27 protein-coding genes are annotated in these 25,992 nt (G+C 64.1%); 15 read left to right on the forward strand and 12 right to left on the reverse strand.

Features of this window, described 5'->3' with window-relative positions; all coding sequences use genetic code 11:
* The first annotated feature begins 254 nt into the window (after nucleotides 1–254).
* Both NATTI_RS0115915 and NATTI_RS0115920 read left to right on the forward strand, forming a co-directional pair.
* Nucleotides 255–1,175, forward strand: coding sequence for a rhomboid family intramembrane serine protease (locus NATTI_RS0115915; protein ID WP_081603663.1), 921 nt, complete (start codon nucleotides 255–257; stop codon nucleotides 1,173–1,175).
* An 84-nt stretch (nucleotides 1,176–1,259) separates the two neighbouring features.
* The gene (locus NATTI_RS0115920) at nucleotides 1,260–2,057 is read left to right on the forward strand and encodes an endonuclease V (RefSeq protein ID WP_006090523.1); all 798 of its coding nucleotides are present in this window, start codon (nucleotides 1,260–1,262) and stop codon (nucleotides 2,055–2,057) included.
* Between the two features lie 38 nt (nucleotides 2,058–2,095).
* Here NATTI_RS0115920 and NATTI_RS0115925 read toward each other — a convergent pair whose 3' ends face one another.
* Nucleotides 2,096–2,992: a universal stress protein gene (locus NATTI_RS0115925; RefSeq protein WP_193787790.1), complete on the reverse strand. Its 897-nt coding sequence runs from the start codon at nucleotides 2,990–2,992 to the stop codon at nucleotides 2,096–2,098.
* 309 nt (nucleotides 2,993–3,301) lie between these two features.
* Between NATTI_RS0115925 and NATTI_RS0115930 the strand changes: the two genes are divergently transcribed.
* Together NATTI_RS0115930 and NATTI_RS0115935 are read left to right on the forward strand one after the other, a co-directional pair.
* Nucleotides 3,302–4,351, forward strand: coding sequence for an SDR family oxidoreductase (locus NATTI_RS0115930; protein WP_006090527.1), 1,050 nt, complete (start codon nucleotides 3,302–3,304; stop codon nucleotides 4,349–4,351).
* A 63-nt stretch (nucleotides 4,352–4,414) separates the two neighbouring features.
* Complete coding sequence (locus NATTI_RS0115935) at nucleotides 4,415–4,966, forward strand: hypothetical protein (protein ID WP_006090529.1); 552 nt, start codon at nucleotides 4,415–4,417, stop codon at nucleotides 4,964–4,966.
* A gap of 47 nt (nucleotides 4,967–5,013) precedes the next feature.
* Here NATTI_RS0115935 and NATTI_RS0115940 read toward each other — a convergent pair whose 3' ends face one another.
* Both NATTI_RS0115940 and NATTI_RS0115945 read right to left on the reverse strand, forming a co-directional pair.
* Entirely contained in the window at nucleotides 5,014–5,286 is a 273-nt protein-coding gene (locus NATTI_RS0115940) for a helix-turn-helix domain-containing protein (RefSeq protein ID WP_006090531.1), read from the reverse strand.
* Between the two features lie 194 nt (nucleotides 5,287–5,480).
* Nucleotides 5,481–7,442 (reverse strand): SLC13 family permease, encoded by a 1,962-nt coding sequence (locus NATTI_RS0115945; RefSeq protein WP_006090532.1) that lies wholly within the window; start codon nucleotides 7,440–7,442, stop codon nucleotides 5,481–5,483.
* A gap of 223 nt (nucleotides 7,443–7,665) precedes the next feature.
* Between NATTI_RS0115945 and NATTI_RS0115950 the strand changes: the two genes are divergently transcribed.
* From NATTI_RS0115950 to NATTI_RS0115965, 3 genes are all read left to right on the forward strand, one after another.
* On the forward strand, nucleotides 7,666–8,040 hold the full coding sequence (locus tag NATTI_RS0115950; protein WP_006090533.1) for a hypothetical protein: 375 nt from the start codon (nucleotides 7,666–7,668) through the stop codon (nucleotides 8,038–8,040).
* A gap of 131 nt (nucleotides 8,041–8,171) precedes the next feature.
* Nucleotides 8,172–9,368 (forward strand): MFS transporter, encoded by a 1,197-nt coding sequence (locus NATTI_RS0115955; protein WP_006090534.1) that lies wholly within the window; start codon nucleotides 8,172–8,174, stop codon nucleotides 9,366–9,368.
* 109 nt (nucleotides 9,369–9,477) lie between these two features.
* Entirely contained in the window at nucleotides 9,478–9,945 is a 468-nt protein-coding gene (locus tag NATTI_RS0115965) for a universal stress protein (RefSeq protein WP_006090536.1), read from the forward strand.
* Between the two features lie 31 nt (nucleotides 9,946–9,976).
* On the opposite strand, the gene NATTI_RS0115970 is transcribed toward NATTI_RS0115965, so the two are convergent.
* Nucleotides 9,977–10,741 (reverse strand): DUF7847 domain-containing protein, encoded by a 765-nt coding sequence (locus NATTI_RS0115970; protein ID WP_019991949.1) that lies wholly within the window; start codon nucleotides 10,739–10,741, stop codon nucleotides 9,977–9,979.
* A gap of 157 nt (nucleotides 10,742–10,898) precedes the next feature.
* On the opposite strand from NATTI_RS0115970, the gene NATTI_RS0115975 reads away from it, so the two are divergent.
* Nucleotides 10,899–12,287 (forward strand): O-antigen ligase family protein, encoded by a 1,389-nt coding sequence (locus NATTI_RS0115975; RefSeq protein ID WP_006090539.1) that lies wholly within the window; start codon nucleotides 10,899–10,901, stop codon nucleotides 12,285–12,287.
* Between the two features lie 26 nt (nucleotides 12,288–12,313).
* On the opposite strand, the gene NATTI_RS26795 is transcribed toward NATTI_RS0115975, so the two are convergent.
* The 3 genes from NATTI_RS26795 to NATTI_RS0115990 form a co-directional block, all read right to left on the reverse strand.
* The gene (locus tag NATTI_RS26795) at nucleotides 12,314–13,564 is read right to left on the reverse strand and encodes an ArsA family ATPase (RefSeq protein ID WP_027119186.1); all 1,251 of its coding nucleotides are present in this window, start codon (nucleotides 13,562–13,564) and stop codon (nucleotides 12,314–12,316) included.
* A 699-nt stretch (nucleotides 13,565–14,263) separates the two neighbouring features.
* Nucleotides 14,264–14,554: a hypothetical protein gene (locus NATTI_RS0115985; protein ID WP_006090543.1), complete on the reverse strand. Its 291-nt coding sequence runs from the start codon at nucleotides 14,552–14,554 to the stop codon at nucleotides 14,264–14,266.
* A gap of 460 nt (nucleotides 14,555–15,014) precedes the next feature.
* The gene (locus tag NATTI_RS0115990; protein ID WP_006090544.1) at nucleotides 15,015–16,115 is read right to left on the reverse strand and encodes a pyridoxal phosphate-dependent aminotransferase; all 1,101 of its coding nucleotides are present in this window, start codon (nucleotides 16,113–16,115) and stop codon (nucleotides 15,015–15,017) included.
* 108 nt (nucleotides 16,116–16,223) lie between these two features.
* Between NATTI_RS0115990 and NATTI_RS0115995 the strand changes: the two genes are divergently transcribed.
* The 3 genes from NATTI_RS0115995 to NATTI_RS0116005 all read left to right on the forward strand — a co-directional run bounded on the left by NATTI_RS0115995 (nucleotide 16,224) and on the right by NATTI_RS0116005 (nucleotide 18,064).
* Entirely contained in the window at nucleotides 16,224–16,736 is a 513-nt protein-coding gene (locus NATTI_RS0115995; protein ID WP_006090545.1) for a CinA family protein, read from the forward strand.
* 129 nt (nucleotides 16,737–16,865) lie between these two features.
* On the forward strand, nucleotides 16,866–17,420 hold the full coding sequence (locus NATTI_RS0116000; RefSeq protein WP_006090547.1) for a hypothetical protein: 555 nt from the start codon (nucleotides 16,866–16,868) through the stop codon (nucleotides 17,418–17,420).
* A gap of 158 nt (nucleotides 17,421–17,578) precedes the next feature.
* Nucleotides 17,579–18,064, forward strand: a complete 486-nt coding sequence (locus tag NATTI_RS0116005) for a metal-dependent hydrolase (RefSeq protein ID WP_006090548.1) — start codon at nucleotides 17,579–17,581, stop codon at nucleotides 18,062–18,064.
* 407 nt (nucleotides 18,065–18,471) lie between these two features.
* Here NATTI_RS0116005 and NATTI_RS0116010 read toward each other — a convergent pair whose 3' ends face one another.
* The gene (locus tag NATTI_RS0116010; protein WP_006090550.1) at nucleotides 18,472–19,473 is read right to left on the reverse strand and encodes a DUF7139 domain-containing protein; all 1,002 of its coding nucleotides are present in this window, start codon (nucleotides 19,471–19,473) and stop codon (nucleotides 18,472–18,474) included.
* A gap of 199 nt (nucleotides 19,474–19,672) precedes the next feature.
* On the opposite strand from NATTI_RS0116010, the gene NATTI_RS0116020 reads away from it, so the two are divergent.
* Together NATTI_RS0116020 and NATTI_RS0116025 are read left to right on the forward strand one after the other, a co-directional pair.
* Complete coding sequence (locus NATTI_RS0116020) at nucleotides 19,673–19,957, forward strand: DUF5789 family protein (protein ID WP_006090551.1); 285 nt, start codon at nucleotides 19,673–19,675, stop codon at nucleotides 19,955–19,957.
* Between the two features lie 6 nt (nucleotides 19,958–19,963).
* Nucleotides 19,964–20,662: a CPBP family glutamic-type intramembrane protease gene (locus NATTI_RS0116025; protein WP_006090553.1), complete on the forward strand. Its 699-nt coding sequence runs from the start codon at nucleotides 19,964–19,966 to the stop codon at nucleotides 20,660–20,662.
* A 105-nt stretch (nucleotides 20,663–20,767) separates the two neighbouring features.
* On the opposite strand, the gene NATTI_RS0116030 is transcribed toward NATTI_RS0116025, so the two are convergent.
* From NATTI_RS0116030 to NATTI_RS0116045, 4 genes are all read right to left on the reverse strand, one after another.
* A complete protein-coding gene (locus NATTI_RS0116030) occupies nucleotides 20,768–21,469 on the reverse strand; it encodes a DUF7345 domain-containing protein (protein ID WP_006090555.1) in 702 nt (233 codons plus the stop codon).
* A gap of 2 nt (nucleotides 21,470–21,471) precedes the next feature.
* Nucleotides 21,472–22,254 carry a hypothetical protein gene (locus NATTI_RS0116035; protein ID WP_006090557.1) on the reverse strand — a complete coding sequence of 261 codons (783 nt, stop codon included), beginning with the start codon at nucleotides 22,252–22,254 and terminating at the stop codon, nucleotides 21,472–21,474.
* A gap of 266 nt (nucleotides 22,255–22,520) precedes the next feature.
* On the reverse strand, nucleotides 22,521–23,612 hold the full coding sequence (locus NATTI_RS0116040) for a helix-turn-helix transcriptional regulator (RefSeq protein WP_006090558.1): 1,092 nt from the start codon (nucleotides 23,610–23,612) through the stop codon (nucleotides 22,521–22,523).
* A 112-nt stretch (nucleotides 23,613–23,724) separates the two neighbouring features.
* Nucleotides 23,725–23,985 carry a hypothetical protein gene (locus NATTI_RS0116045; protein WP_006090559.1) on the reverse strand — a complete coding sequence of 87 codons (261 nt, stop codon included), beginning with the start codon at nucleotides 23,983–23,985 and terminating at the stop codon, nucleotides 23,725–23,727.
* Nucleotides 23,986–24,224: 239 nt separating this feature from the next.
* Here NATTI_RS0116045 and NATTI_RS0116050 point away from each other — a divergent pair, with 239 nt between their 5' ends.
* Both NATTI_RS0116050 and NATTI_RS0116055 read left to right on the forward strand, forming a co-directional pair.
* Nucleotides 24,225–24,689 (forward strand): DUF302 domain-containing protein, encoded by a 465-nt coding sequence (locus NATTI_RS0116050; RefSeq protein WP_006090561.1) that lies wholly within the window; start codon nucleotides 24,225–24,227, stop codon nucleotides 24,687–24,689.
* 171 nt (nucleotides 24,690–24,860) lie between these two features.
* A complete protein-coding gene (locus tag NATTI_RS0116055) occupies nucleotides 24,861–25,943 on the forward strand; it encodes an AI-2E family transporter (RefSeq protein ID WP_006090563.1) in 1,083 nt (360 codons plus the stop codon).
* Nucleotides 25,944–25,992: the final 49 nt, after the last annotated feature.

Consider the following 25,992-nt stretch of genomic DNA (forward strand, 5'->3'; position numbering starts at 1 on the left):
GGCAAAAATGTACAGTTCGTCCCCGGCAGAGTGGGCCGCCGCTCCGTTTCGACTGCGCTCGAGCCGATCGGGTTCGACGGTGTTCGGTCGAACGAACGAACCGAACGGAGTTCAAGCTGTGACTGCTAGCCCGGTCGAACTGTTAGGGACGAAAAACTGTCGCGAGCGCGGATGTAAGCCCACCATTCGAGGCGCGATTCAGTGCGAGTGACGAACCCCAAATCCCTTAGCGGTGCCACACATACCCCCGGTCAATGGCGAAGTGCGACGTGTGTGGGAAAGACGAAAGCATGCCCTACAACTGTCGGCACTGCGGGGGCACCTACTGTGGTGAACACCGACTGCCGGAGAACCACGACTGTACGGGGCTCCAGAACTGGAACGACCCGAAGGGGGTCTTCGACAGCGGCTTCGACGACAGTGTCAACGGCGGTGGGGGCAAATCGAAGGCCTCGAGTCTGACCGACAAGCTCCCGATCGATACGGGGGCGGGCGGACCGCTCGCGTACTTCCGCGGGAACATGACCTACACGCTGCTGGCACTGATGTGGATCACGTTCCTCGCGCAGCTAATCACGCAGGCCGTCGCCGGTCCGCGCGTCGCCCAGGACCTGTTCGTCCTCTCCTCGTGGAACATCGAGTACGTCTGGACGTGGGTCACGTCGGTCTTCGCACACGGCGGCTTCATGCACATCGTGTTCAACAGCATCGTGATATTCTTCTTCGGACCCCTCGTCGAGCGCTACGTCGGCTCGCTGAAGTTGGCGATCCTTTTCGTCGTGAGCGGCGCCCTCGCTGGACTCGGCCAGATCGGCATCTCGATGGCACAGGGCGATCCCTCGAGCGTCCTCGGGGCCAGCGGGGCCGCGCTCGCGATCCTGGGCGTCATCACGATCCTGAACCCGAATCTCCGGGTCTACCTGTTCTTCATGATCCCGATGCCGCTGTGGATACTGACCGCCGGCTTTGCGATCCTCAGCCTCGGTTTCATCGGCGGCGGCGCTGCAGGCGCGTTCAACATTGCCCACGCGGCACACCTGATCGGCCTCCTCGTCGGATTGGCCTACGGGGAGTACATCAAGCGGACTCAGAACGTTCGCGCGCCGAGCCAGCTCCAACTCGGCGGCGGCGGTCCCGGCGGTCCTGGCGGTCCCGGCGGTCGCCGTCGGTTCTAACCACCCATCGCTCACTGGACACACTCGAGAAACCTCTCACAACCCTGGCACTGATTTTCACCCGCTGCCAACTCGTCCCTATCGATGACTCTACCTCGTCCGGACCTCGCACCCGACGGCTCGCTCGAGCGCGACGACATGGAGGCCCTCCAGCGCGAAATCGCCGACGCCGCGGTCTTCGAGGACGATTTCGCGTTCGATCCGGCGGCGCTCTCGAACCCGCTCGCGACGGCCTCGAGCCCCGACGAGCCGCCGATCGTCGCGGGCGTCGACCAGTCTTTCCTCACGAATTCCGAGGGCGACCAGGACCGCGCGCTGAGCGCCGTGGTCGCGATGCAAGGCGGCGAAGTGATCGAGCGCGTCCACGCGGTGACGCCGCTCGAGATTCCCTACATCCCTGGCCTGCTCGCATTTCGCGAGGGTGGACCGATCCTCGAGGCGCTCGAGGGACTCTCCGTCGACCCCGACCTCTTCCTCTTCGACGGCAGCGGCCGCATTCACTTCCGGCAGGCCGGCATTGCGACTCACATCGGCGTTATCCGGGACGTGCCAGCCGTAGGCGTCGCGAAGAGCCTGCTCTGTGGGACGCCGCGCGAGGACACCGAGAACCTCCCGGCAGGTACTCGAGTCCCGATCGAGGCGAACTCGCGGGTCGACTGCCCCGACGGCACCCTGATCGGCTACGCGGTCCAGACGCGCCAGTACGACTCCCCGGACCGGTACATCAACCCGCTGTACGTCAGCCCCGGCCACCGCGTCGGTCCCGAAACCGCGGCCGATATCGCGCTCGCGCTCGCCTCGTCCTACAAACTCCCCGAACCCGTCCGACTGGCCGACGGCTACGCCGATGAGGCAAAACGGGAAGTCGACGAGACGGCGTGAGAGGTAGGGAGGTGGGGACGGAGAGGTATCGACGGTCGCTACGACGGAGTCAGGAGCTGTCGAATTTGGGTGAGCACCGACCCGCCGACGGCGTCTCCGTCGCGAGCGAGAATGACCGTCTTGTCGGTCTGACGAGTGACCGTCCGCGGAATCGTGCCGACGAGGCGGCGCTGAAGCGCCCCCTGACGCGTCGCGCCGAACACGATGATGTCGTGGTCGGCGGCGACTGCGAGCAGTTCCGTCGCGACGTCGTTGCCAGCGTAGGTCGCAGACTCCGACCGAACGGGAGGTCCCGTGGCGTCCTCGAGAGCGTCCCGGGCCTGATCGATGTACTCGCCGGCCGCGGTCGAATCCGTCTCCCTGTCGACGACCGACGCCAGGTGGACGGTCGCGTCGTTGCGGGCGGCGATCGCGGCTGCGACGCGGACCGCTGGACGGACGTGCGGGCCGCCCGCGACCGGAACCAGGATCGAGTCGACGCCGTTTGCCTCGTGACCGATACGTTCGACGTAGAGGTCACACGGTGCGCGTTCGATGAGTCGATCGATCGTCGATCCGAGAACGGCGTCGGTTCGGCTTCCACGGGCCTGCCAGCCGACGACGAGCGCCCGTGCGTTGGTCTGTTCGACCGCCGCGAGGATGCCCTCGGAGACCGAGTGGCTGACGACCTGTGCATCGTCGACGGTGACGTCGTCGGGCGCGACGGCGATCGCCCTATCCAGTAGCTCCCGACTGTTTCCCGCGTACTGGTCGATGATCGTCTCGTCCGAGTAGACGGAAAACGGCGAATCGTGGGATTTGACGACGACCGAAGCGATCTTGACCGGACTATCGCTCGCTCGAGCGAGATCACCGGCCGTTCGGACCAACTGTTCGGCGCGGTCGGGATTGCCGACGGCGACCAACACTGGTCGGGTCGCTGACGAGGTGCTCATGACTGATATATAGTACCACGGCAGTGAATAGCTCCCGGTTAGTGATCGAGAACGTCACCGACGCTGATCAATCATCTCGTCGGTTCACCGATCGAAATCGGCCGGGTGAACTGGTGTCGGCGAGTAGTTGCCGAAGCGATCATCGATCGCGCGTTGTCGCTACAGCGACGGACCGCTCCGGCACCACCCGCTACAGTGCTCGAGCCATGCTCCCCCAGCGCCGACGGGGAACTCGATCGCTGAACCGGACAGTACGTTCAGCGCGACAAACCGTCGATACTTAGGTATCGTCTCTCGAACCCGTCACGTATGGCCACCGATGAGGACGTCGAGGAAGCCGACGATGGGCCGGACGGCACCGTCGTCGAGGAGGATCGCGAGGCCGAATCGACTGCGACCGAGACGGACGCCCCCGATCACACGTCGTCTGAGACCGATACAGACGACCGTACAGCGTCTGACACTACCACGAGCGACCGCGCAGCGTCCGAGACCACGACCGACGACGCGAGCGATCAGGACCGCTACGCGCGCAAGAAGAGCGTCCTGATCACGGGTTGCTCCTCGGGAATCGGTCGGGCGACCGCCGAAGCGTTCCTCGCCAACGACTGGCAGGTCTTCGCGACGGCGCGCGATCCGGACGACATCACGGCACTCGAGGAGGCAGGCTGTACGACCCTCGCGCTGGATGTCACCGATCCCGATCAGGTCGCACGGGCGGTCGAACGGGTCGTCGACGTCGCCGGCGCGATCGACTGCGTCGTCAACAACGCGGGCTACGCCCAGATGGGACCGATGGAGGATATCTCGACATCGGATCTCCACCGCCAGTTCGACGTCAACGTCTACGGCCCGCACCGACTCGTTCGCGCGGCGTTGCCCCACATGCGCGCCCAGGGTGCCGGCCGGATCATCAACGTCTCGAGCGTCGTCGGCCGGATCTCGATCCCCGGTTCGGGCGCGTACGCGGGCTCGAAACACGCTCTCGAGGCGATGAGCGACTCGCTGCGCGCGGAGGTCGAGGAGTTCGGGATCGACGTTACCGTGATCGAACCCGGTCCGGTCGAGACGAACTTCACCGACCGTGTCGGCGAGGAACTGCCCGAGAGCGAGCGCACACCGGCCTACGAGACGCTGTACGAACTGTACGACGAGATGCAACTGATCGGCGGCGGCAGCGGGGGGCCGTTCGCCTCCGAGCCGAAGGACATCGCGCAGGCAATTCTCGAGTCCGCGACGACTCCCGAGCCGCCGGCCCGATACCCGGTCGGGCCGCTCGCCCAGTACGGCGTCTACGCTCGATTCCTGCCGGAAACCCTCCGCGACGCGGGCTACCGGTTGCTTCAAAAACTGGTCTGAGCCGCTCTCGAATTCGTTACAGAACGTTTACAGTAGCCGGCCGCGAATTGCGGGTATTCGATAATGTCTTCGAAACGATCCGGTGCGGTCGAACTCGCGGATCGGGTCGCCGAGATCTGTTATGCCCTCGCCGGCTGGCTGACCGTCGTGTTCGGTATCGGGATCGCCTTCGTCGCGATCAGCGGATTCCTCGCGTCAGAGCCGCATCTCGGCAACGCTCTGCTGGCGATAGTACTGTTCGCCGTCGGGTTCGTCGTCGCTTCGCTCGGCATCTTCGTCAATCCGGGGATGCGTCGCCGACTGAACCGTCGGCACTCGCCGTCGGCGTTCGGCCGCGTTCGGTCAGTCGATCGACGGGTCGTCCGCCCCGACGAAGACTGCGACGAACGCTGTATCGCCTGTGACTCCCGCGTCGAGCGGGGACTGGTTCGGCGCTACCGGGAGGAGTACGCGCTCGCGGGACTGCCGGTCTACACGCGGTCGACGGACTACAACTACTATTGCCTCGAGTGTGCGACGAACGAAGTGTTGGATGAGTCGGCAGCCAGGGACGGCAAAAGAGACGGCGAACACAGTCGTCGACCCGTCGACGATCCGGCCCTCGAGCGACGGTAATCGGAATCGCTGCTATGGGACGACCGGATTCGGTCGCCCGGGGGCGGTCAGTCGGCGGGATTCGGTGGTCGGTGTCGGTCCGAGGAGGCGTCAGCGGGGGCTGTCTGCCGGCCGGTGTCGGTCTCGACGAGCGTGTACACCCCACCGGTACACTGACGGATATGGCCGTCTCGCTGGAGGGACCGGCAGCGGCGCTCGACGGTTACGGGGTGTGTCTCGAGAGCCGTCGCGAGATCGGCGATCGTCGCCGGACTGGACGCCTCGAGCGCCTCGAGGATTGCATCCGTCTGCGTTCGTTCCGGGGTGTCGTGGTCTGACATACCGTCTCATTCATGACGTATTCGGCGGAGTGCATCAACCGGAGACCCGGTTCCCAGCCAGTCGGAACGTGGTTTCCATTGGCAATTTCTCGAGCCGTTTGCTCGATTGATGCGTTCTGTGTACCGCTAATCGATGGGGGCCTCTCGGCCGAAATCCCGCATCTAATCGGAGCACTCGAGTCAGCGACCGGTCGTCACGAGCCCCACGCTTCGACGAACTCTGTCGGAAGCGCCGTGATGTCGATGCCCCAGGCGACGGGCAGCCACACGAGCGCGACGGCCGTGATCAGGATGATGCCAATCACGTTGAGACCGACTCCGACGCGAACCATCTGGGGCAGCGTGATATATCCGCTGCCGAAAACGATCGCGTTCGGCGGCGTCGCGACCGGGAGCATGAACGCGAACGAAGCCGCGGTCGCGGCGGCGATCATCAGCCCGAAGGGATGGACGCCGATGCCGACCGCGACGCCAGCGAGGATAGGCATCAACATCGCCGTCGTCGCCGTGTTCGAGGTAACCTCGGTCAGGAAGATAGTCATGGCAACGACGGAGAACAGGATGAGCACCATCGAGACGCCCTCGAGTGCTTGCAGTTGTTCGCCGATCCAGGCCGCGAGGCCGGTGTCACCGAAGCCGGCAGCGATGGCGAGACCGCCGCCGAACAGGAGGATGACGCCCCACGGAATGTCGACGGCGTTGCTCCAGTCGAGCAGGAACGTGTGCTCGCCGTCCTCGGTCGTGGTCGGCAGTGTGAACAGCACCATCGCACCACCGATAGCGACGACCGTGTCCGCGTCATCGGGAACCGGGACCGCGAAAATCGGATCGAGGAACAGCGCTACCGCACCGGGAACGAACGCCGGAGCGGAATCGAACTGCCCGATCAAGCTGGCACCGATCCAGGCGAATGCCATGCTGACGAAGACGACGAGCACCAGTCGCTCCTGTTTGTTCATCGAGCCGAGATCGGAGAGCTGTCGATCGATCGTGCCCGCACCGATCGGTAGCTGGTCGAACTGCGGGGACATCGCGATGCGAGTGACGTGAATATAGACTGCAACGAGACCGATCGCCGAGATGGGAACGCCGTAAAGCATCCACTGGGCGAAGCTGATGTTCTCGCCGAAGAGTTCCCCAGCCTGCCCCGCAAAGAGGATGTTTGGCGGCGTGCCGATGAGCGTCGCGACCCCGCCGACGGATGCACCGTAGGCGATACAGAGCATGAGTGCGATACCGAACGAGAAGTTCCCCTCGGTGGTATCGATATCGAGGTCGCTGTCGTCGACCAGATCCGCGGTCTGGTAGATGACCGCCAGCGCGATGGGGACCATCATCATTACCGTCGCGCTGTTCGAGACCCACATCGAGAGAAACGCCGTCGCGAGCATGAACCCGAGGATGAGCCGTGAGGGTTCAGTACCGACGGCTTTGATGGTTCGGAGCGCGATGCGTCGGTGGAGTCCCCACCGCTGCATCGCCATCGCGAGGAAAAAGCCGCCCATAAAGAGGAAGATCAGCGGATTGGCGTAGGACGGCGTCGTCTCCGCGGCCGGAAGCGCGCCGGTCAGCGGGAACAACACAATCGGGAGCAACGACGTCGCAGGGATCGGAATCGCTTCGGACATCCACCAGACGGCGACCCACGCGGTGACGGCTGCAACGGCTTGCCCTTCCGGTGTGAGTCCCTCCGGCGTCGGCGAGAGAAAAATAAGTGCGAACAAGACGGGTCCGAGGCCGAAGCCGATCTTCTGGCGAAGCCCGTACGAGCCGCCGACGTCGAACGGTGATTCTTCGTCTCCATTACCGCCACCGTCACCGCCGGTACCGCCACCGTCACCGCCGGTACCGCCAACGTCTCCGCGTTCGGTTGTCGTGTCGCTATCGTCGGTACCGCTGTCGACGTCGCGGTCCCGACCGTCTCCCGCGGTCTCGCCGAGATCACGACCGCCGTCCGCGAAGGCCTTCCGCGCGAGGCGTCGTTCCTCCGCGGAGAGGCTGTCCATATCCTCGACGATCGCGGGACCGTCGAGCGTGAGGTACGCCTTCGTCTGTTCGTTGAGCCGCCACAGATACGCCCACAGCCGCTGCGTGGCCGTTCGAACGCGGTTCGAGAGCTGGTCCGTCAGTCGGTCGTCGGGCTTTGAGTTCGGCATTGAATTCCTTCGGTGTCAGCGCGCGGTTCGGTCTCGTCAGCGGGCTCGGCTTTCACGGGTTGTTTGCTCGAGCCATCCAATAAGTAACTAGCAAGTAGCAGCCGTTTCCGGATACTCGAGCGTCGATAAGTTCCGATTACGGGTCCGCGATCCGATGGGTGGGTCACTCGAACGACGGACGAGCCGCCGGAATTCACAAGCCGACGCCCCATGAAATAGGGGTATGCCGCTGTTACAGTTCGACACGACGCTGTCGCTTACCGGGGACGAGAAAACGGCGCTGGCGGGCCGAGTAACGGAACTGTACACCGACGAGATGTCGACCACCGCGGGTCACGTCGCCGTGACGATCCGCGACCGCGAGTCGGCCGACCTCCATCTGGGCCGCGCGGTGGACGGACCGCTCCTCTTTCTCGACGCTGAGATTCGACGGGGCCGGCCGTTCGAGCGCAAGCGCACGTTCGCACTCGAGACCATGGCATACGTCGGCGAGACGTTCGACGTTCCCGACGAGAATATGAAGGTCGTCTTCACCGAGCACGCGGGCGAGAACATGATGGGCGTCGACCGCGTCGGCGGCGAGTGGGACGACGAGTGAGGGACAAGTGAGTGTCGAGTGGGGCAGCGAGTGAGCGGGGGAACCGTGCGACGGTAGCAGCGTCGCGAGCCGGAACGTCTCTCCGCCACCGGGACAGTAAAGCGCGTACTCGAGAAAAGAGGCGACGGTCGATGGATCGGTCGTACTGGCGAACAGTCTCGCTCGTGTCGCTGTGGCAGGTGTCGGCGAGTATCTGTTACTACACGGTCTTCGCGGCGACGCCGTTCTTTCGCGACGAGTTTGGGCTCTCCCGGCTCTCGGTGGGGTTCGTGGTGACGGCGCTGACGCTCGGCTACGCGGTCTGTCTGCTCCCCGTCGGCGCGCTGATCGACCGTTTCGGCGAGAAGCGGTCGCTCACGCTCGGCCTCGTCGGACTAGCGGCCGGCGTCGTGATGGTCGCCGGCGCACCCACCTACGCCCTGTTGCTCGCGGCTGCCTTCTTCCTCGGCTCGATGTACGCCTCCGCGATTCCGGGGACGAACAAGGCGATCTACGACGGCATCCCCGCGGGTCGCCAGAACTTCGCGCTGGGAATCAAGCAGGTCGGCGTCACCGCCGGCAGCGGTATCAGCGCGTTGCTCGTGACCGGATTGGCGGGCGTGCTCTTTTGGCAAGCCGGCTTCCTGATCGCGGCGGGCGTCGGGTTCGTCGTTGCCCTCCTCTTCGCGCTCCTCTACAGCGGCGCGGGCGACGGCGGCGCGGCGGAGTATCCGGACTTTCGGCGACTGTCGCGCAACCGCCCGTACCGGGTGCTCGTCGCGGCGGGCTTTTTCCTCGGCGCGGCGCTCTTTACGACGACCGGCTACACCGTCCTCTACGTCGAGGAGGATATCGGCGCGTCGGTGGCCTTCGGCGGCGTGGTGCTCGCGCTGGTACAGCTGTTCGGGAGCGTCGGCCGCGTCGTCACGGGCTGGCTGAGCGACAACCTGCCCGGCGATCCGCAGACCCGGATCGGGGCAATCCTGCTCGTCCAGGTCATCGCGGGGACCGTCCTGTTCGTCGTCGTCGCGGCGACCGACAGCGCGCTGAACGCCGCCATCGCCTTCTCCGCCCTCGGCTTCTTCGTGCTCGGAAACACCGGCATCTACTACTCCTACATGGCGACGCTGGTCACGGCCGACGAGATGGGCGGGGCGACCGCCGCCGGCCAACTCTCGCTCGTGATCGGCTCGGTCGTCGCTCCCCCGGCGTTCGGTTATCTTGCGGACACTGTCGGCTACCACGGTTCGTGGTGGCTACTCGCCGCCGGGATGGGTCTTGCCGTTGGCCTCCTGTTCTACGCGGTTCGGCTCGAGCCCCCGATCGACGAGCCGGCAATGCAGGAGTGACGGGGGCGAATCGGCTCGCCGATGGCGCACTCGGCGTTCGGACGCCACGCAACATCTCGACGCCGGATCCGGGAGACGACTTTTAATTCAGGCGACCGAAGGAACGGCCATGTACCGCATCCTGCTCCCGGTCGACGAAACCGAGGCTCGAGCGCGTTCCCAAGCGGAGTCGATCCTCGAGAACCCGGCCGCGCCCGACTGTACCGTCGATGTTCTATACGTTCACCGCGACGTTTCTGCACCGGACGCCGAGTGGGCTACCGGCGGTTTCTCCGAGACCTTCGCCGAGGAGATGGCCGAGAACGTCGAGAACCTCCAGCGGCTTCCGAACGCGGCCGAGGCCGCAATCAACGTCCTCGATTCGGGCGGCGTCGACTGGTCGCTCCACGAGACGACGGGCGAACCTGCCGAGGCGATCCTCGAGTTCGCCGCGGAGGTCGACAGCGACGTGATCGTGCTCGGCATCGGGACCGAGTCGCCGGTCGGCAAGGTCCTCTTCGGCAGCGTCGCGCAGGCGGTGATCCTCGCGAGCGATCGACCGGTGACGGTCGTCCCGGAGGGCCGATCGGAGTCGTAACTGCGACGTGGGGCGGTGCCTTCGGTCTCCGCTACCAGTTCGCGTCGTCCCAGCGGTCGTCGTCGCGGTCGGTTCGCGTCCTGTCGTCGCTCGTCGACCCCCACCCATCGTCCTCCCGGGTGTCGTCACCGGTTGTCGATGTCTCGTCGGTTGGCCGGTTCTCGAGGTAGACGCGAGCGAGGGCGAACTGGACGACGGGGCTGACGACCGCGGTCAGGAGAGCTGAGAGGAACAGAAACGTGATGTAGAACTCGCTGTCGAAACCGGTGAACAGCACCGTGACGATCCCGACGCTACCGACGACGACGAGCGATGCGAGGAAGATGCCGAACAGCTTCAGGAGGTTTCCTTTCGCGACCGACCAGCTCGTGCTGAGACTCTCGAACGCGTCCTGATCGTCGATAACGCAGGCCGGAAACGCAAGGGAGAGGCGAACCGCGAGGTAGATCCCCGGGAGAATCAGAAAGATGAATCCGATGGAAACCGCCACGACGTAGGCGATCCAGATACCGATCAACGAGACGTACCGGGCGAGAACGGTCGAAGAGGCCCGCCCGAGATCCCCGGACTCTCCGGATGCTTCCTGTTCGCCGATCACGTGGACGAGGCCGTCGATGTAGGGCAACAGGAGCCAGCCGACGAGCGTGAGCACGACCCCGACGGGGCTGAGAAGTTCGGCACCGAGCTCAATCAGGCCGTACAGCAAGAACACGACGATCAGTATCGGATTTCGACGGAGCCACTCGATTCCGTCGGCGATCGATCCGATCACACCTTTTCGCTGGAGGGATGTCATAGGTCAACCAGATTGAGATAACGGTTAGGTGTTACTGTCTCGGCGTGAACTGGCCGGCAGTATCGAACGTCACATCGGTATCAGTTTCGGTGCGGAGATTCACCTGTGGAGAACGACCGAAAGCAAGCCGTTGTTGGATACGGAACGGTCAGTACCGATGAGTGACTGGCGAGACACCGAGTATCTCTGGGGCCGATCGCCTGCTGATTCTCCGACGGTTCCGCTACACTATCCGCTACTCGCCGTATTCGCGATCGTCGTCAGCATCGCACCGTCGACGTGGTATTTCTCGACGGACCAGGGCTATCTGCTCTCGGCCGTCGTACTCGCTGCGATCACCGTATACGGGGTGGTGTTTACGGGCGTTCGGCTGTCGACGGACCCCGCATTTCTCGTTCTCTTCGGCGGGTACTGGCTCGGACTAATGGTGCAGTATCGGTTCCACGCGCCGCAAACCGAACTGTTCTACGTCGCGCTCAGTGCGCCACTCGCGGTGTTCGCGACCGTGGTCGTCCTCCCCCGGTTCGTCGAGGGGCGACGGCAGACGTTCGCGATGGCCCTCACGCTGGCCGCCGTCGCCGTCGCCCTGGTCGGAATACTGGTGCTCTGGTGGGCCGGAACGGCTGACACCGACCTTCCCGACTTCATCGGCGAGGAGGTCATGGGACTGTACGCGATCCGGACCGTCTCGGTGTTCAGTAACCCCAATCCGTACGGCTTTTTCATGATGATCGGCTGTCTGGCGGCGCTGTACACCGTACTCGTTCGCGGCGGACTCGTCTGGATAGTCGCGCTCGGCATCTGCGTGCTCGGACTGATCATGAGCGAGGGCGATGCCGCACTCGCCGGCGTGAGCGTCGGCACGATCATCGTCCTCGCCGGGCGACATCGACTGCTCTCGTTTCTGGGTATCGGTGTCGGCGTGGCCGTGCTGTACGCGGGGATCCGTATCGGTCACGTCTCCGAGGTGATGCAGACGACGCTGATGAGTCGCATCAATCTGTGGGTGCGTTCCGTGGAGCTACTCGCGGCCGACCCGCTGTGGGGGATCGGCTTTGCGGACGTCGGGTCCCAGATCGGCATCGGGAGGGAGTTCGACCACTCATCGATATACCCGCCGCTCAGTTCGGACACCGGAACCAGTAGCGGTCCGCACAACTCCTATCTCTATCCGCTGCTCAGCACGGGAGTGATCGCCGGGTCGCTGTACCTCGGCTCGCTGGTCTATGCGCTCGGTCGTGGGATCAGAGGACGCTGGACGGCCTGGAAGGGGTTCGTCGTCGGTACCGCGGCCGGGATCTACGTCTACATGGCCTTCGAATCGCACTTCCTCGGTGGGCTGGGCGTCTCATCCGTCGTGTTCGGCCTGTTCGTCGGCCTCATGTTGCTGACCGAGCCTGAAGAATCCGAGCGGGAGTCCCGGCCCGCTACCGCGCGAGAGGCACTCGCGACCAGCCGACTCGCCAGCGCTCTCACTCGAGTTCAACAGCGGGCCGCCGAGCGCGACGGGACCGGTTCGCGCCGCGAGTCGAGGCGAAACGGGTAGCCGATTCGCTCCCGCGATCCTGAGAGTTATCGCAGACAGGCCGCGACGACTTCGAGCATCTCCTCCCCGCGAACCTCATCGGCAAAGAGCGGCACCCGCCGGACGTCGGTCCCGCGGAAGAGGTCCTGGGCCTCTGCGAGCGCGTTCTGCTGGACATCCCAGCGTCGCTGACAGAACTCGCAGTCGTCCAGATTCGGCTGGAGGAACTCGCCTTCGACGTCATCGGTGACGTCCGAGAGCGGTTCCATGACGCGATTGACGACGAGGGTGCCGACGGGAATGTCGAACTCCCGGAGCTGTTGGCGCAGGCGTTTGGACTCGAGGACGCTCATCTCTTCGGGCACCATGACGATCCGGAAGTCCGTCCGCGCGGGATCGCGGAGGACCGCTCGGAGCCGTTCGATTCGGTCTCGCAGTTCGTCCAGGTCGTCGAGGTCGTCCTCCTCGGGCGGCTCCTGTCCGCCGAACATCCCTTTCATGCCCTCGAGCATACCGCTCATCCGCTTGCGGAATTTGAGAATTTTTCCCATCATCGTATCCATCAGTTCGGGCAATTGGAGCAGCCGAAGGGTGTGGCCCGTCGGCGCGGTGTCGACGACCACCCGGTCGAATCGGGGGTCGTCCATGTACTCGAGGAGGAGTTGCATCGCGGCGGCCTCGTCGGCACCCGGCATCGCGCCGCCGAAGATGGCGTCCATAGGCGACTCGCCGCCGAGCATGTCGCCGAGTCCGCCCATGCCACCCATTCCGCCGCTCTCGGTGCCGCCGCCGAACGGTCCCTGATCACTGCCGCCGAACGCGTCATCGCTCCCACCGAAGCCGGCGCTCCCGTCGTCTGTCCCGGTGCTGTCTCCGCCACCACCGCCACCCAAAAAGGCGGCCTGTCCCCGTTCCATCGCGGCCTCTGGATCGATCTCGGCCGCGTAGAGGGGGATATCATCGCGGAGACGACCGGGCTCGGACGGCACCTCGGTCTCGAACGTATCGGAGAGGGAGTGTGCGGGATCCGTCGAAACGACGAGCGTACTGGTGCCAGCGCGGGCGCTGTCGAGGGCCGTCGCCGCGGCCATCGTCGTCTTTCCGACGCCGCCTTTCCCGCCGTAGAGGACGTAGTCGGGACCGTCGATCGGCTCGTCGGACGGCTCCACGTCGATCGTCTCGCGTTCGTCGTCCGCGACGGAGTCCGTCGGCGTCACCTCGATAGTGTGTGCACCGTCGTCACCGCTCGAAGCGTCCTCGGCCTCCTCGCCGACCGGCTCGACGTCGATTCCACTCATGCCAGCCGGTTCTCCGTCCCGACACGAGTATTCGTCGGTCTCTCGGTCCGATTTCCCGGGCCAGTCACGTTCGTCCTCGAGTGGCACGTCGCCGTCCGCCTCGCGCTGCCAGCGATCCAGGTCGGCCAGCACGCGCGCTTCGGTGAAGAACGCCGAGCCCAGGAGGTAGGACGGTCCCTTGCTCGACTTGTAGCACAGGTCCGACCAGCCCGCACTCGCCATCGACTCGAGCAGCGGCAGGACGCCGTCGTCGGCGTTCCCGACCGTCCGCTTGGCCTGTACGATATCGTACTCCGCGAGCCCGGCGACGGCGAGTTCGAACGTGTCGACGGGCAGTCGCGTGCCCGCCTCGAGAACGGTGACGACATTGTCGTCCGCGAACGTCCGGGACTGGCTCTCGTAGGCGGACGTGAGCGCACGGGCTTGGGGCTGCGAGACACCAGTTCCGGAAAAACACCACTCGTCCGGAGACCGCTCGCTTGACAGTGCATCGGGGTCGGTTTCGATGGTCACGACCTCGAGCCCCGGCGGTCGGCCCGAGCCAATCGCGCCCTCGAGTTCCGGCGCGGCCGTTTCGCGGGGGTCGTACGCGACGATCACGCGCACGAGCGACACCGGATAGCTCTGGGAGGCGATACTCGTGAGGGTCCGCTCGAGGAGTCTCAATTCGTCGTGTCCGACCGACACCAGGACGTGCATCTACGGGAGTTGCACGGCGGGAAGCCGACATCGGGGGCCGGGGCCGTACTCGAGAGGGGGGTCGACGGCGATTCGATCGAGCGGCGGTGGCTGTTCGGAGCCGCCGTCGGCGCGGGCTTGAATCGGTTGTCGGTCGCGCCGTCTGTTCACCGTCTCGAGGGCGCGTCCGAGCGTCCGTTCGTCGACCTCGTTCGCCGGCCGGCGGACGAGCAGTCCGAGCAGTCCGCAGTTGACGAGGGCGTAGCACAGCTGCGTCAGGACGAACGCGGCGACGACGGCCTCGAGCAGCATCTCCCTGCAACACTCTCGGCCGCTCGTATCTGTATTGCGGCCGGAGCGCAGGTTGCGGTCTCCGTCGATTGCTCACTACGTCTGTTTACTGTACGGTGTGATTAAAGGAGATTAGGACGATACCGAGTGTTCTGCTATCGTGGCAACAGGGAATCGCCACGTCCTCCCCAGCCGATTCGCTCACTGCGTCTGCTCACGGGCGCGAAGCGCCCGTTCGCATGGTATGCGGGACCTTCGGTCCCGCACTATTCGCTCATCCCTCGCGCATATTCGAGCCGCGGTTCGCTAGCCACTCACCGCGACTCAGCGCGCGCCACCGCACGCCGGCTGGTCGGCGGTAACTCCTTCCCGGTACTGACCGTTACAGGTACTGAACCGATTACTTACTGCGGGTTTCGACGAGCCGTTGGATCCTGTATCCGACGTGGCTCGCCGTCGAACTCGAGGGTCGGCAGTCGAGTCAGTCGAAGTACGCGGCCAGCCGCTCGGCCGCCTCCTCGACACGCGGCGTGACGAGGGCGAATCGGAGCCACTCCGTCCGCGAGTCGCCGAAGGCTTCCCCGGGCATCCCGGCGACGCCGGCCTCGTCGATCAACCGTTTCACGTTCTCGAGCGTCCCCGGATAGCCGTCGAAGCGGGCCATAACGTAGAACGACCCCTTCGGCGTGGTGTACTCCGCTCCTGCGGCGTCGAGCGCGTCGGTGAACGTCGCGACGCGCTTGCGGAGCAGGTCGCGGTTTTCCTCGTAGTAGTCCGGATCCGTCTCGCGAAGGGCCTCCAAGACCGCGTACTGACCGGGCCGGGTCGTGGCGACGTTGACCAGCATGTGTCGGCTCTTGGCGTTCTCGACGAGGTGGGGCGGAAAGATCGCGTACCCCACGCGCACGCCGGTGATCGCCATTGACTTCGAGTACGCGTTGGTGACGATCCGGTGGTCCGAATCGAACTCGAGCGCGCTCGAGAACTCCCCCGAGAGGTCGAAGTGGTCGTAGACCTCGTCGCTGACGAGGATCGCGTCGTACTCCTCGGCGATGGCGACGAGTTCCCGAATCGTCTCCTCGGGGTAGACCGCCCCGGTCGGGTTGTTCGGCGAGTTAACCACGATCGCCGCGGTCTCCTCGCTCGCGGCCTCGCGCACGTCGGCCGGATCGAGGCGACCCTCATCGTCCGCCGCGACGAACCGCTGCGTGCCGCCGAGCATCGTCGTCTTCCCGGGATAGTAGGGATAAACCGGATCGGTCAGGATAATCTCGTCACCGCGGTCGCGCTCGAGCGCCCGCGCCATCGCGAGGTAGTTCGCCTCGCCCGCGCCGTTCGTGATTACCACCTGTTCGGCGTCGACGCCGCGGCGTGCAGCGATCTCCTCCCGCAACTCGAGCAGCCCCTCACTCGGCGGGTACTGGAACTGATCTGGCTCGAGGTCGGCGTACTCACGCAGGCCGTCCCGAAGCGCTTGGGGCGGCTCCCAGTCGGGGTTCCCGCTGACCATGTCGATAACGTCGCGATCAGCCCGGTCGGCGTATTGCATGACGTGAAAGAACAGCGGCGTCTCGTACTCCATGTGGTAGAAAGGGTGGTCCCGGACCGTCGTTCTTTCCGTTCGTCGCCGCGGAACCGCTCTCGTGAAACCCGTGCTTTGACACGTCGCCGGACCCTGTACTCGAGCACGATGAACGACGACATCGATCGCGAACTGCCGATGGCGGTCGCCGACGCGCTCCGGGACCGCGAGGAGACCCTCGCCGTCGCCGAGTCCTGTACCGGCGGGTTGATCGGCGCGGCGATCACGGCCGTCCCCGGTGCGAGCGACTACTTCGACTCCGGACTGACGACCTACGCCTACGATGCAAAGCGACGCCATCTCGGCGTCAGCCGCGAAGCCCTTGACGAGCACGGGGCCGTCTCCGAACCCGTCGCGTACGAGATGGCCCGCGGCGTGCGAGACGTCGCGGACGTCACGTGGGGGATCGCCACGACCGGCGTTGCCGGACCGACCGGCGGTACGGAGGAAGACCCGGTCGGTACCGTCTACATCGGCGTCGCGTACGCCGGTCCGTGGGGGAGCGAGTCCTCGTTTTCGGTGGTCAATCGGTACGTCTTCGACGGCGACCGGGCGACCGTCCGGTCGAAAACCGTAGATCAGGCGCTCGAGGACTTGCTCGAGGCGATCGACGCTCAGTGATCGTCTGATCGGGCGGCGAGCGCGTCCATCAGTCGCGAGGGTGTTTTCCGTCGACAATTTCAGACAGCCGGCGACCGTTTTCGACGAATAGACCAGAACCGGCTTTTGAATTAACAGGGTAGTGAGCGTATGAACCGTCAACACGCCGTCTTTGTGGCTGGCGCTCTCGCGCTCTTCACCGCGGTCATTCATCTGGTGTTCGGCGTACTCGATCTGTACAACTGGCTCGTCAACGGGGATTCGCTCTCGATACTGCCGTTTGCCTTCGTCGCGCTCTCGCTGATCGTCTTCCTCCTGATATACACGTACTCCAAGGGGCTGCTCCGAGAAGCACAGGCGTACGCCGCGGGTGCGGCCGTCATGTTTCTCCCGATCGTCGGCTACGCCGACTGGCACGCGGCGGGAATCACCGAACCAGCCCTCGGTCTCGACGATGCCGGACTGGGGCACGAGCACAGTCACAACGGCGACGGTCACGACCACAGCCATGACGACGATCACGATCACAACGGAGACGACCACGATCACAACGGAGACGACCACGGTCACAGCCACGACGACGAGGGCGGCGTCATCGAGGTCACGATCGACCACCTTCGAGACGATATGATAGGCCTGTCGACCAAAGTCGCCGAGTTCGTCGCCTTGGCGCTCTTTACTGCGCTCGCGATCACCGAACGGTAATTCGGGTCGAGATCACCGACTCGAGCGAGCCGACGACACCGAAACTCGAGACGAGAACGGACCCTCACTCGCCCCCGTCTCGCACGGCGCGACCGACACGAGTCGATGACAGTCATCGAAAGAAACCTTTTCGGCGGTTGCGTCTCCAGTAGCGGTAGATGAACAAGAAGGGACACGTTCTCAACGCCATTCTCTTGAGTCTCGGACTGGGCTACCTCCTCGAGCCGGCGGGCGACCTCGAGACGTTCCGGACGATCGTTATGATTGGCGTCCCGGTAACGCTGGGGGCCCTCTTTCCGGATGTCGATACGGCCTTCGGCAAACACCGGAAAACGCTGCACAGTCTTCCGGTACTGGCCGGATTCATCGCCTTTCCGTACGTCTTCGGAAACCTCGAGTACGTCTGGATCGGCGTATTGACCCACTACGTACTCGACGTGGCGGGGAGCAAACGCGGCATCGCGCTCTTTTACCCCCTCTGGAAGAAGGAGTTCGGACTGCCTGTCGGCGTCGCGGTCAGCAGCAAACACGCCACTGCCGTGACGGTCGTCATCACCGTCCTCGAACTGGTACTCGTCGCGATGGTTCTCTACGAGGTTCCTCAGTGGGGGCTCGAGCTAGGGCGGCAGGCGGTCGGAATCTAGCGCCTCCGTCGACACTGTGCGTCTCGGAGCCGGATGTTCTCAGTGACGCTATTCACGAGAGTTCGTGACTACTTGGGTCCCTACCCGTGTGGCGCCACCACGTAGCGTACGGTAACCGTGTCGTCACAGTACGTAGCGTATGACCACCATGTCGCGTCGAACGATCGGTAACACGGCCATCGCTGTTGGAAGCTCCTGGCTGTTCTTCGGTCTTATACGGTCTGCTGTAGCGATGTACCGGTGCAACCGCGACCGTCCTGCGGTTGTACCGGAACTGACGTACAGCGATCCGTATCATTCATATGGTGGATGTGATCCGCGGACGAAGGAGCTGTTATAGTCGGTACTCTCGGCGGTTGGATGTCCCAAAACGAGTAATTTCGAGCGTGAAAACGAAAACCGCGGTGTCAGTTGTTTGGTGTCCACTCTTGGCAGGCGTCCATATCGTCCATCGCTTCGTCGTGGCGGCCACAGTACGGGACCATCCCCTCGGACGAACGGACGTACTCGAAGTGGCCACAGTTCCCGCAGTACTGGTCCGTCGGTTCGTTCGGCGTGTCCGACTCCGAGCCGACGATTTCGGCGTCGCGGCCGTCACCGGCGTCGAGCGGCGAGGAGAGATCCGACGCCGCCGTCCCGCCGTCGCTGGTCGGGGTACCGGCGGTCGGCGCTCGAGGACGCGTCGAGCCACCGGAACGCCCGGTACTAGCGCTGGATCCGGTCGGCGACCGAGATTTCGATTCGGAGACGCTCGCAGATTCGTCGTACGATAGTTGTTTTCCGCCGGACTCGGGTTCGTTGGTCTGCGTTTCGACATCGCCGTCCGGCGTGCCGCCGAAGAAGCCGATGCCGCCGAAGCCGGTTGACTCGTTCGATTCGGTGACTTCGACGACGGTCTGGTTGTGCCGGGTGACGTTCATCTCGAGTGCACCGCCGGGATCGTTTCGGGTCTTGAAGTTGACGACGGCGGTGAACAGGCTCCAGAGGGCCGTAAACAGGCCGAGAAGGTAGATTGCGGAGACGCGGAGCGTGTGATCGTCGCCGTAGGATCGCCAGTCGTTGGGGTAGGCCCCCCAGAAGAGGACGACGCCGAGCAGACACAGGCTCACGCTGATCGCCGCGGCGGCCTGGATCCGGCGGCCCGCCGGGAGGACGATGAAGACGCCGACGAGTGCGGTCGGGACTCCGAGACCGGCAAGCACGCCGGCGAGGCGGACCGCCGCGAAGTGCTCGTCGATGTTTGGGGAGAGCGATGCGGCGAGCCCGCTCCAGAGGTCGGTCGTCGCCACGAGCACGGCCGCGACCGCCAGGATCGCGCCGACGAGGACGAGTGCCGTCCCCGCGTACAGACGCTGGGGGCTCGCCACCTCCCCCGCGCTCCCGTCGTAGGCCTCGGTCAGGCTTGTCATGCACGGGTGTTCGGACTCCCACCACAAAACGATACGTCAGACACACGTCGTGCGAAAGAGCGGTCACGCCACGCCGAACTGACGGGGACACCCACCGTTGTCGGGCCGATCGACCGGCGAATCGAACCCGAACCAACGACGCCGGAACCGCCCCTCGGGAAACGAAAGCTTGAATCGATGCGCTCGCAAAACCCCGTTCATGAGCGACGAGGACGACGAGGAGCCAGCCGTGATACTCGGAGCATCGACCCCCGTCGAGGGCGCCCCCCTCGCCCGCGTCACGTCCCGTCTGGTCTGGCCCAAAGAGAAGAGCGAGATCGATCGACTCGAGGGCGATAGCGTCGTCCGGACGCCCGACGGGCCACAGGAGCTGTCGACTATCCTCGAGGACATCGACGAGACGTACTTCCAGCGCCACCAGGAGTTCGAAAATCACGTTCGAGCAGTTATCGGCACCGGACCGATCCCGACGGCGGACGAGTAACTAGCCGTGGCGACCGAGGGTGCCCGGAGCGGCGGTCGGTGGCTTCGCGACCAGTTCGATCGACTCTCGTGGTTCCAGAAGTCGCTGCTGACCGGTGCGATCCTGACGATTCTCTGGATGCAGTACGTTCCTGGCGACCTCGAGCGACGGGTCTGGGTCGACGGACTCCTGCTGATCGGTGGCCCGCTCGCCCTCGGTCTCACACACGGGAACCACATCGGTTGGAACATCAACCGCGTCGCCGTTCGCAACGCGGTGCTACTCTCGCTGTTTGTTCTTCCCTTCTATCTGGTCGGCTCGACACTGCCGACGATCCGAGAGTTCTATCCGATGTGGGAGACCTCGGCCGCGCTGGGAGAGTTCGTGCCGCACGCAGTCCAGCTATTCATCCTTGCGCTGGCCGCTGAGACGTACTATCGTGGTCTGCTCTGTGTTGGCGTCAGGGAGATCGGGTTCAAGGCAGTTCTCATCAGCCCCGTCGTCTACATGATCCACCACGCCGGGAAACCGCCGATCGAATTCCTGCTGTCGGGTCCGACCGACATCCTCTTCGGCGCGGTGGATTACCAGTCCAACTCCATCCTCCCCTCCGTCATCGCTCACGGTGCGGGCCTCGTCTTACTCGACTGGCTCGTAGTCCACGACCCGCTGTTCGATCCCACGTCGGTGTTGGAGCACCTCGAGTGGCTGCCGGTTCCGTTGTGACTCGAGTTCGAAAAACGAAGAAATCCATCGCGACCGGGACGGTCACGGCTCGATCGGCGACCGACTGTGTATCGGCCGATTAGCGACCGACCGTGTATCGGTCGATCAGCGACGATTCGCGGCGAGCAAGGCGACGGTGAGACCGACGGCGACGAGTGCAACACTCCCGGTGAATCCGGGAGTTCCATCGCTCGCGTCGTCGCTCGCCGTCGTCGCTTCCGAAACCGTCAGCTCGAATCCGTCGAGATCGGTTTCGGCGTCCCACGCCGCTCGAGTCTCGTCTTGCGTCGTCGGTTCCGGTGTCGACGATTCGATCGTCGCCTCAGTTGGTGCGGTCACGACGAGTGATCGATCGGCGTCGAACCCGCTTGCGAACGGTTCCGTGACAACGAGCGTGTCGTCTTCGACGGCCGCCAGTCCCTCCCAGGTTACGGAGAGCGTCACGATTCCGCGGTCGTCGGAGACGGAAACGTCGGCCGATTCGGCAGACACCGTCATCTCACGCTCGACGTTGGCTTCCGCGTTCGTCGCAACTGAATCGAACCGATCAGCGGCCCGGTCCAGTAATTTTTCCTGTGCTGATTCGTCCTCGCGAAGCGTCTCGAACGCATCACGCTCGTCCGGATCAGTGAGGTCGTAACTCGAAACCAACGATACGGTGGCATCTCCGTCTGCCTCGAGGTCGACGTGAACCGCCGATTCCTCGACGGACTCACTGCTGTTCGGACTCGATGCTGCGACTGGCAGTGCGAACGCGCTCACGAGGAGCAACGAAATGACGCCCACGGTAGCGAGTTCGCGCTGCATCGTTACTCGCCACCACTGTGGCGGTCGGTTTCTTCGTGCTCAGTTTCGTTCGTCGTTTCCGCGTCGTCGCTATCGGATTCCGTCTCGTCCGTTGACTCCGCGTCATCGTCGGCCGATTCGGTATCACCGTCACGATCAGCGGCGGCATCGTTGCTCTGATCCGTTCCTGGGGTGTCTATCGGGGCCCCTGGCTCGCGGTCCGCAACGGGTGACTGACCGACGCTGTCACCGGCAATCGACTGTGCGATTGCAGCGACATCGCCACCACTGAGTTCTGCCGCGTTATTTTGCAGTTCTTCGATCGCGCTCACGTCGATCCCCCGATCCTCGAGGACCGATCCGTTCAGTTCGCCTGCGGTTGCGTTCGCATCCCCTGCGAGGCGTTCGACGGTCGCCGTTTCAGCGGCGATCGTCGCTACTTCGGCCCGGTACTGCCCCTCGGTGATTTCACCGGAGTCGCGGGCGTCCTCGAGTTCCTCGAGTCGCTGTTCGTGTGCTGCGAACCGATCCTCGGCGTCAGCGAACTGCTTCTCGACGACGTCCGCTCGCTCGTCGTCGGATTGGGCGTTCGCGAGTTCGATGCCGTAGGTTCGCTCCGTGAGTTCACCCTGTATCTCCGCCTCCTGGACGCCGACCGCACCGGAGAGCTGTTCGCCGGGCGCAACCGATTCCGTTTCGTCTGTCTGTTCGTCTCCGTCCGCGAGGGCACCCGCTGCGCCGAGTGGCATCGCTGCCAGCGCGACGACGAGTGCGATCGCCAGTACGATCGTCGGTAGTCGGTTCATGACAGCCCATCCTACGGACTAACCGGTGATATACGTCCGAGTTGATTACTCCGGTTCAACGACCGTTTCCGACGTTTTCTCCCATTTTCGATCCGTTGCAGTCCGTCGGTTTTACCGAAATTGGTACTCGAGAACAGTGACAGCGTTCCGCTGCGAGCGTATCCCGCCGAGACGATCAGTGGGCGTTCGATCGTGCCTCTCGAAGCGTCGCCGGCCAACCCCCACCCGAGGAGTCGGGGTTTGCATAGCGTCGTCCCACTACACGGTCACCCCTTCTGTACCGGGTCACGCGTCGTATCGGAGGCCTCGTCGTCCGTCGGAAGCGACAGCACGTTCTCGCGTCCGAGACGGAACGACTCCAGTTCTCCTTCCTCCCGGAGGGCGCTTACGACCTTGCTCGTCTTCGCGTCGGTCCACTCCAGTTCCTCGACGACGGTCTGCTGTTTCATCCGCCCGCCGTACTCCTCGAGCAGGCGGAGAACCTGTTCTTCGTTGCTAAGCAGGTCGTCCCGCGGATCGGGTGTGGCGTCGGTCCCCGCGGCTACCGTCCGGGAATCGGCGTCGCTCGCCGCCGCAGCGGACGGTGACGTGGGGGCGTCTGCGGGTTCGCTCGCGGTGGACGAACGAGTTCGGTACCACCAGATCCCGCCGGCTCCCATGGCGACGACGACCGCGGCCGCACCGATGGCTATCGTTCCGAGGCCGAGTCCACCAGAGGAGACGACGACGCGGGGCTCCCCGGAGACGAAGTCGGTCTCGCTTCCGTGCCAGATGACGGTTCGGTCACGCTCCTCGTCGGGCCCGGGGTCGACCGAGACGAGGTCGTACGCATCGGGCCAACTAATCGACAGCCGCGTTTCGTCGTCGAGATACAGCCCCTCGATCGCGTCGCCGGCGTGGAGTTCGTCGCCGTCGGCCGCGGCGAAGCCGTGCCACGTGAACGTGTATCTGACGACTCCGTACTCGGCACCTAACGACTGACGAGCGGTGTCGACGGTGAACTCCTCGGCCGACATCTCCCGATCCGTTGCGCTGACCGCCGTCGCCACGGTGTCGTCGACTCGATCCGCGAACTGGTCCGTGTACGCGTCCGGATCCTCATCGATATCGTCCCTGATGGATTCGAAGGCCTCGGTGCTCTCGTCATCGTCGAGACGAACCCAGAACTCGACGGACCACTCGGCGCTGCCGTCTTCCCCCAGCGAAATATCGAGTCGCGTCTCGTCGGCGTCGATCTCTTCCGGTTCTCCCGCGACGGAGGCCGACTCCGAGCTACTCGGTTGGGCAGCCGCCATCGGCACGGCAGCGATGGTCCCGAAACCAACGAGGAGGACCACCAGCGCGACGCGGAGATTCATACGCCACCGTGCTACCAGCGGTGCTTAAAATAATCGGTCCTCGCTAATTCTTGTCAAAACGGTAGTCAACGTGTTAGATGTTTCAACTCTCGGTACCCGAATCCACGACGATTTACGCACCGGATGGTGGAGCATCGCCGGCAGCCGGGACGATACGTTGGATGGCCTCACCGAGTGCGGAGAGGACGCCGCTAACGAAGTCGCTAATCGACTGAAGCAGATCCGTCACGAAATCGGGAACCGGGTCGGGCAAGTCGACCGGCGGCCCCTCTCCCTGAGCTGTCGTCTCATTAGTTGGCTGTGCCGTCGCTGCAGCCGTCCCCCCGACGAGGACGACGAGAGCGATCGTGACCACGAGTAGGTATCGGTTCATTACACCGGTTCAGAGGACCTTCATCGATATTAACCGGTCAGCTCGTTGCCTCGGTTTGCACCGATTCTTCGACGATTTGTTTCCCGTTTTCCCCCAGTTTCCTCGGGATATCTCGGTCGAGGCCCGTCACCGAGTGAGACTCCACAAACCGCGTTCCGGTTCCCGCTCATGGACACGATCCGCCGACTGCCAGCCGCGTTCGACCACACGTATTTGAGCCACGACGGCGAAGAGCGAGTATGTCACTGCCAATCGACCCCGCGACGCTCGACCCGGAGGATTTCGGCGAGAAACAGGCCATCCTCGAGATGGACCACGAGGACGCCATCGAACACGTCCGCGAGGTCTGTGAAGACGTCGGCTTCGGCATTCCCGTCGAGTTTTCGCCGTCGGAACTGTTGAACGAGAAGGTCGATGCCGACAGAGATCCCTACTACGTCCTCGGGGCCTGCAATCCCAATATCGCCGATCAAGCGCTCGACGAGACGATGAAGATCGGCGGCCTCTTTCCCTGTAACATGATCGTCTGGCAGGAAGAGCCGGGACGCCAGCGAGTCTACCATCTCTCGATTATGAAGGTCGCCCGACTGCTCGGCACGGCGCCGGACAACGAGGCGTGGGACGACATCATCGATACTACCGGCGAGCTCACAGAGGAAGCATTCGAGCGGTTCGACTCGGTCGACACCGACATCACCGACTGACGCCCCGAGCGGCTGTCGGCTCGGACCACGACCGCGTTGGCGCTTGTTCTCTCTCTACACTGGCACTCGTCTATTCTCCGCGCTGACTCGCTCGAGCCATCGCATTCGGCTCTCGAGATCGTTTGCATCCCAAATGTCAATCTTTACGTATTGTTCGCCACACGTGACTGTATGGACGCTCGAACCGCGTTTTTCGCCCTCCTGCTCGCCACTCTCGGCGTGATTTGCGCTCTGCTGGTCGCCCCGCTGTTGCAGTACGTGCTGGCTGCAGGTCTCCTCGCGTTCGTCCTCTACCCAGCCCACGAACGACTCGAGAGGCAAATTGGCGCCCGACCCTCGGCGCTCGCGCTCACCGCCTTTGCGATCGTCGCCGCCGTCGTTCCACTGATTTACTTTTCGATCGTCGTGCTCCAGACCGTCTTCTCGTTTCTCGACGATTTCGACGAACTCGCCGCCGTCGAAGAACTCAGAACCGCCGCGCTCGAACTCGGCATCGAGGCGGAGGTGCTCGACGAACTCGAGTCCGAACTCCTCGCGGAGATCGAGGGCTCGCTCTCCGGCTCCGTCGAGATCGTCTTACAGGAACTGGTCGGCCTCCTGAACGCGAGTATTCGGATGAGCTTCGGGCTCCTCGTGCTCGTGTTCCTCCTGTACTATCTGCTGGTCGACGGCGACCGGTTCGTCGCCTGGGTCAGCGACATCGCACCGCTCGAGGACAACGTTCGCGACGAACTGTTCGACGAGATCGAGGTCGTCACCTGGGCGGTCATTTACAGTCACGTCCTCGTCGCCGTCGTGGAGGGGCTGTTAGGCGGACTCGGATTCTACCTGCTCGGCGTTCCGAACGTGGCGTTCTGGACCGTCGTCATGATCGTCGTCTCGTTCCTGCCGGCAGTCGGCGTCTGGCTGGTCTGGGGGCCGGCCGTCGTCTATCTCGCCATCACGGCCGATCCGCTCACTGCGGTCGTAATGCTACTGTACGGCGTTGTCGTCCTCTCGATCGTCGACAACTACCTGCGGGCGATCTTCGTCGATCGCGGGTCGGGACTCCATCCGGCGGTGGTCCTTATCGGCGTCATCGGCGGGATCTACTTGCTCGGAATCATGGGGCTGTTCCTCGGCCCGGTTCTGCTCGCGGTATTCAAGGCGGGACTGAACGTCTTCAGCACGATGAATCTGGCCGCCGAGGAGCGCGACTCGCAACCGGCCGATGCGGAGTCCGACGGAGAGCTCGTGGAGATGGAACAGCCGTAGCGAGGCTCGATCGTCGCCCGTCAGCCGGGTCCCGAGTCACGTGCCCTCG

It is taken from the genome of Natronorubrum tibetense GA33 (assembly GCF_000383975.1).
In the GTDB taxonomy this organism is placed as follows: domain Archaea; phylum Halobacteriota; class Halobacteria; order Halobacteriales; family Natrialbaceae; genus Natronorubrum; species Natronorubrum tibetense.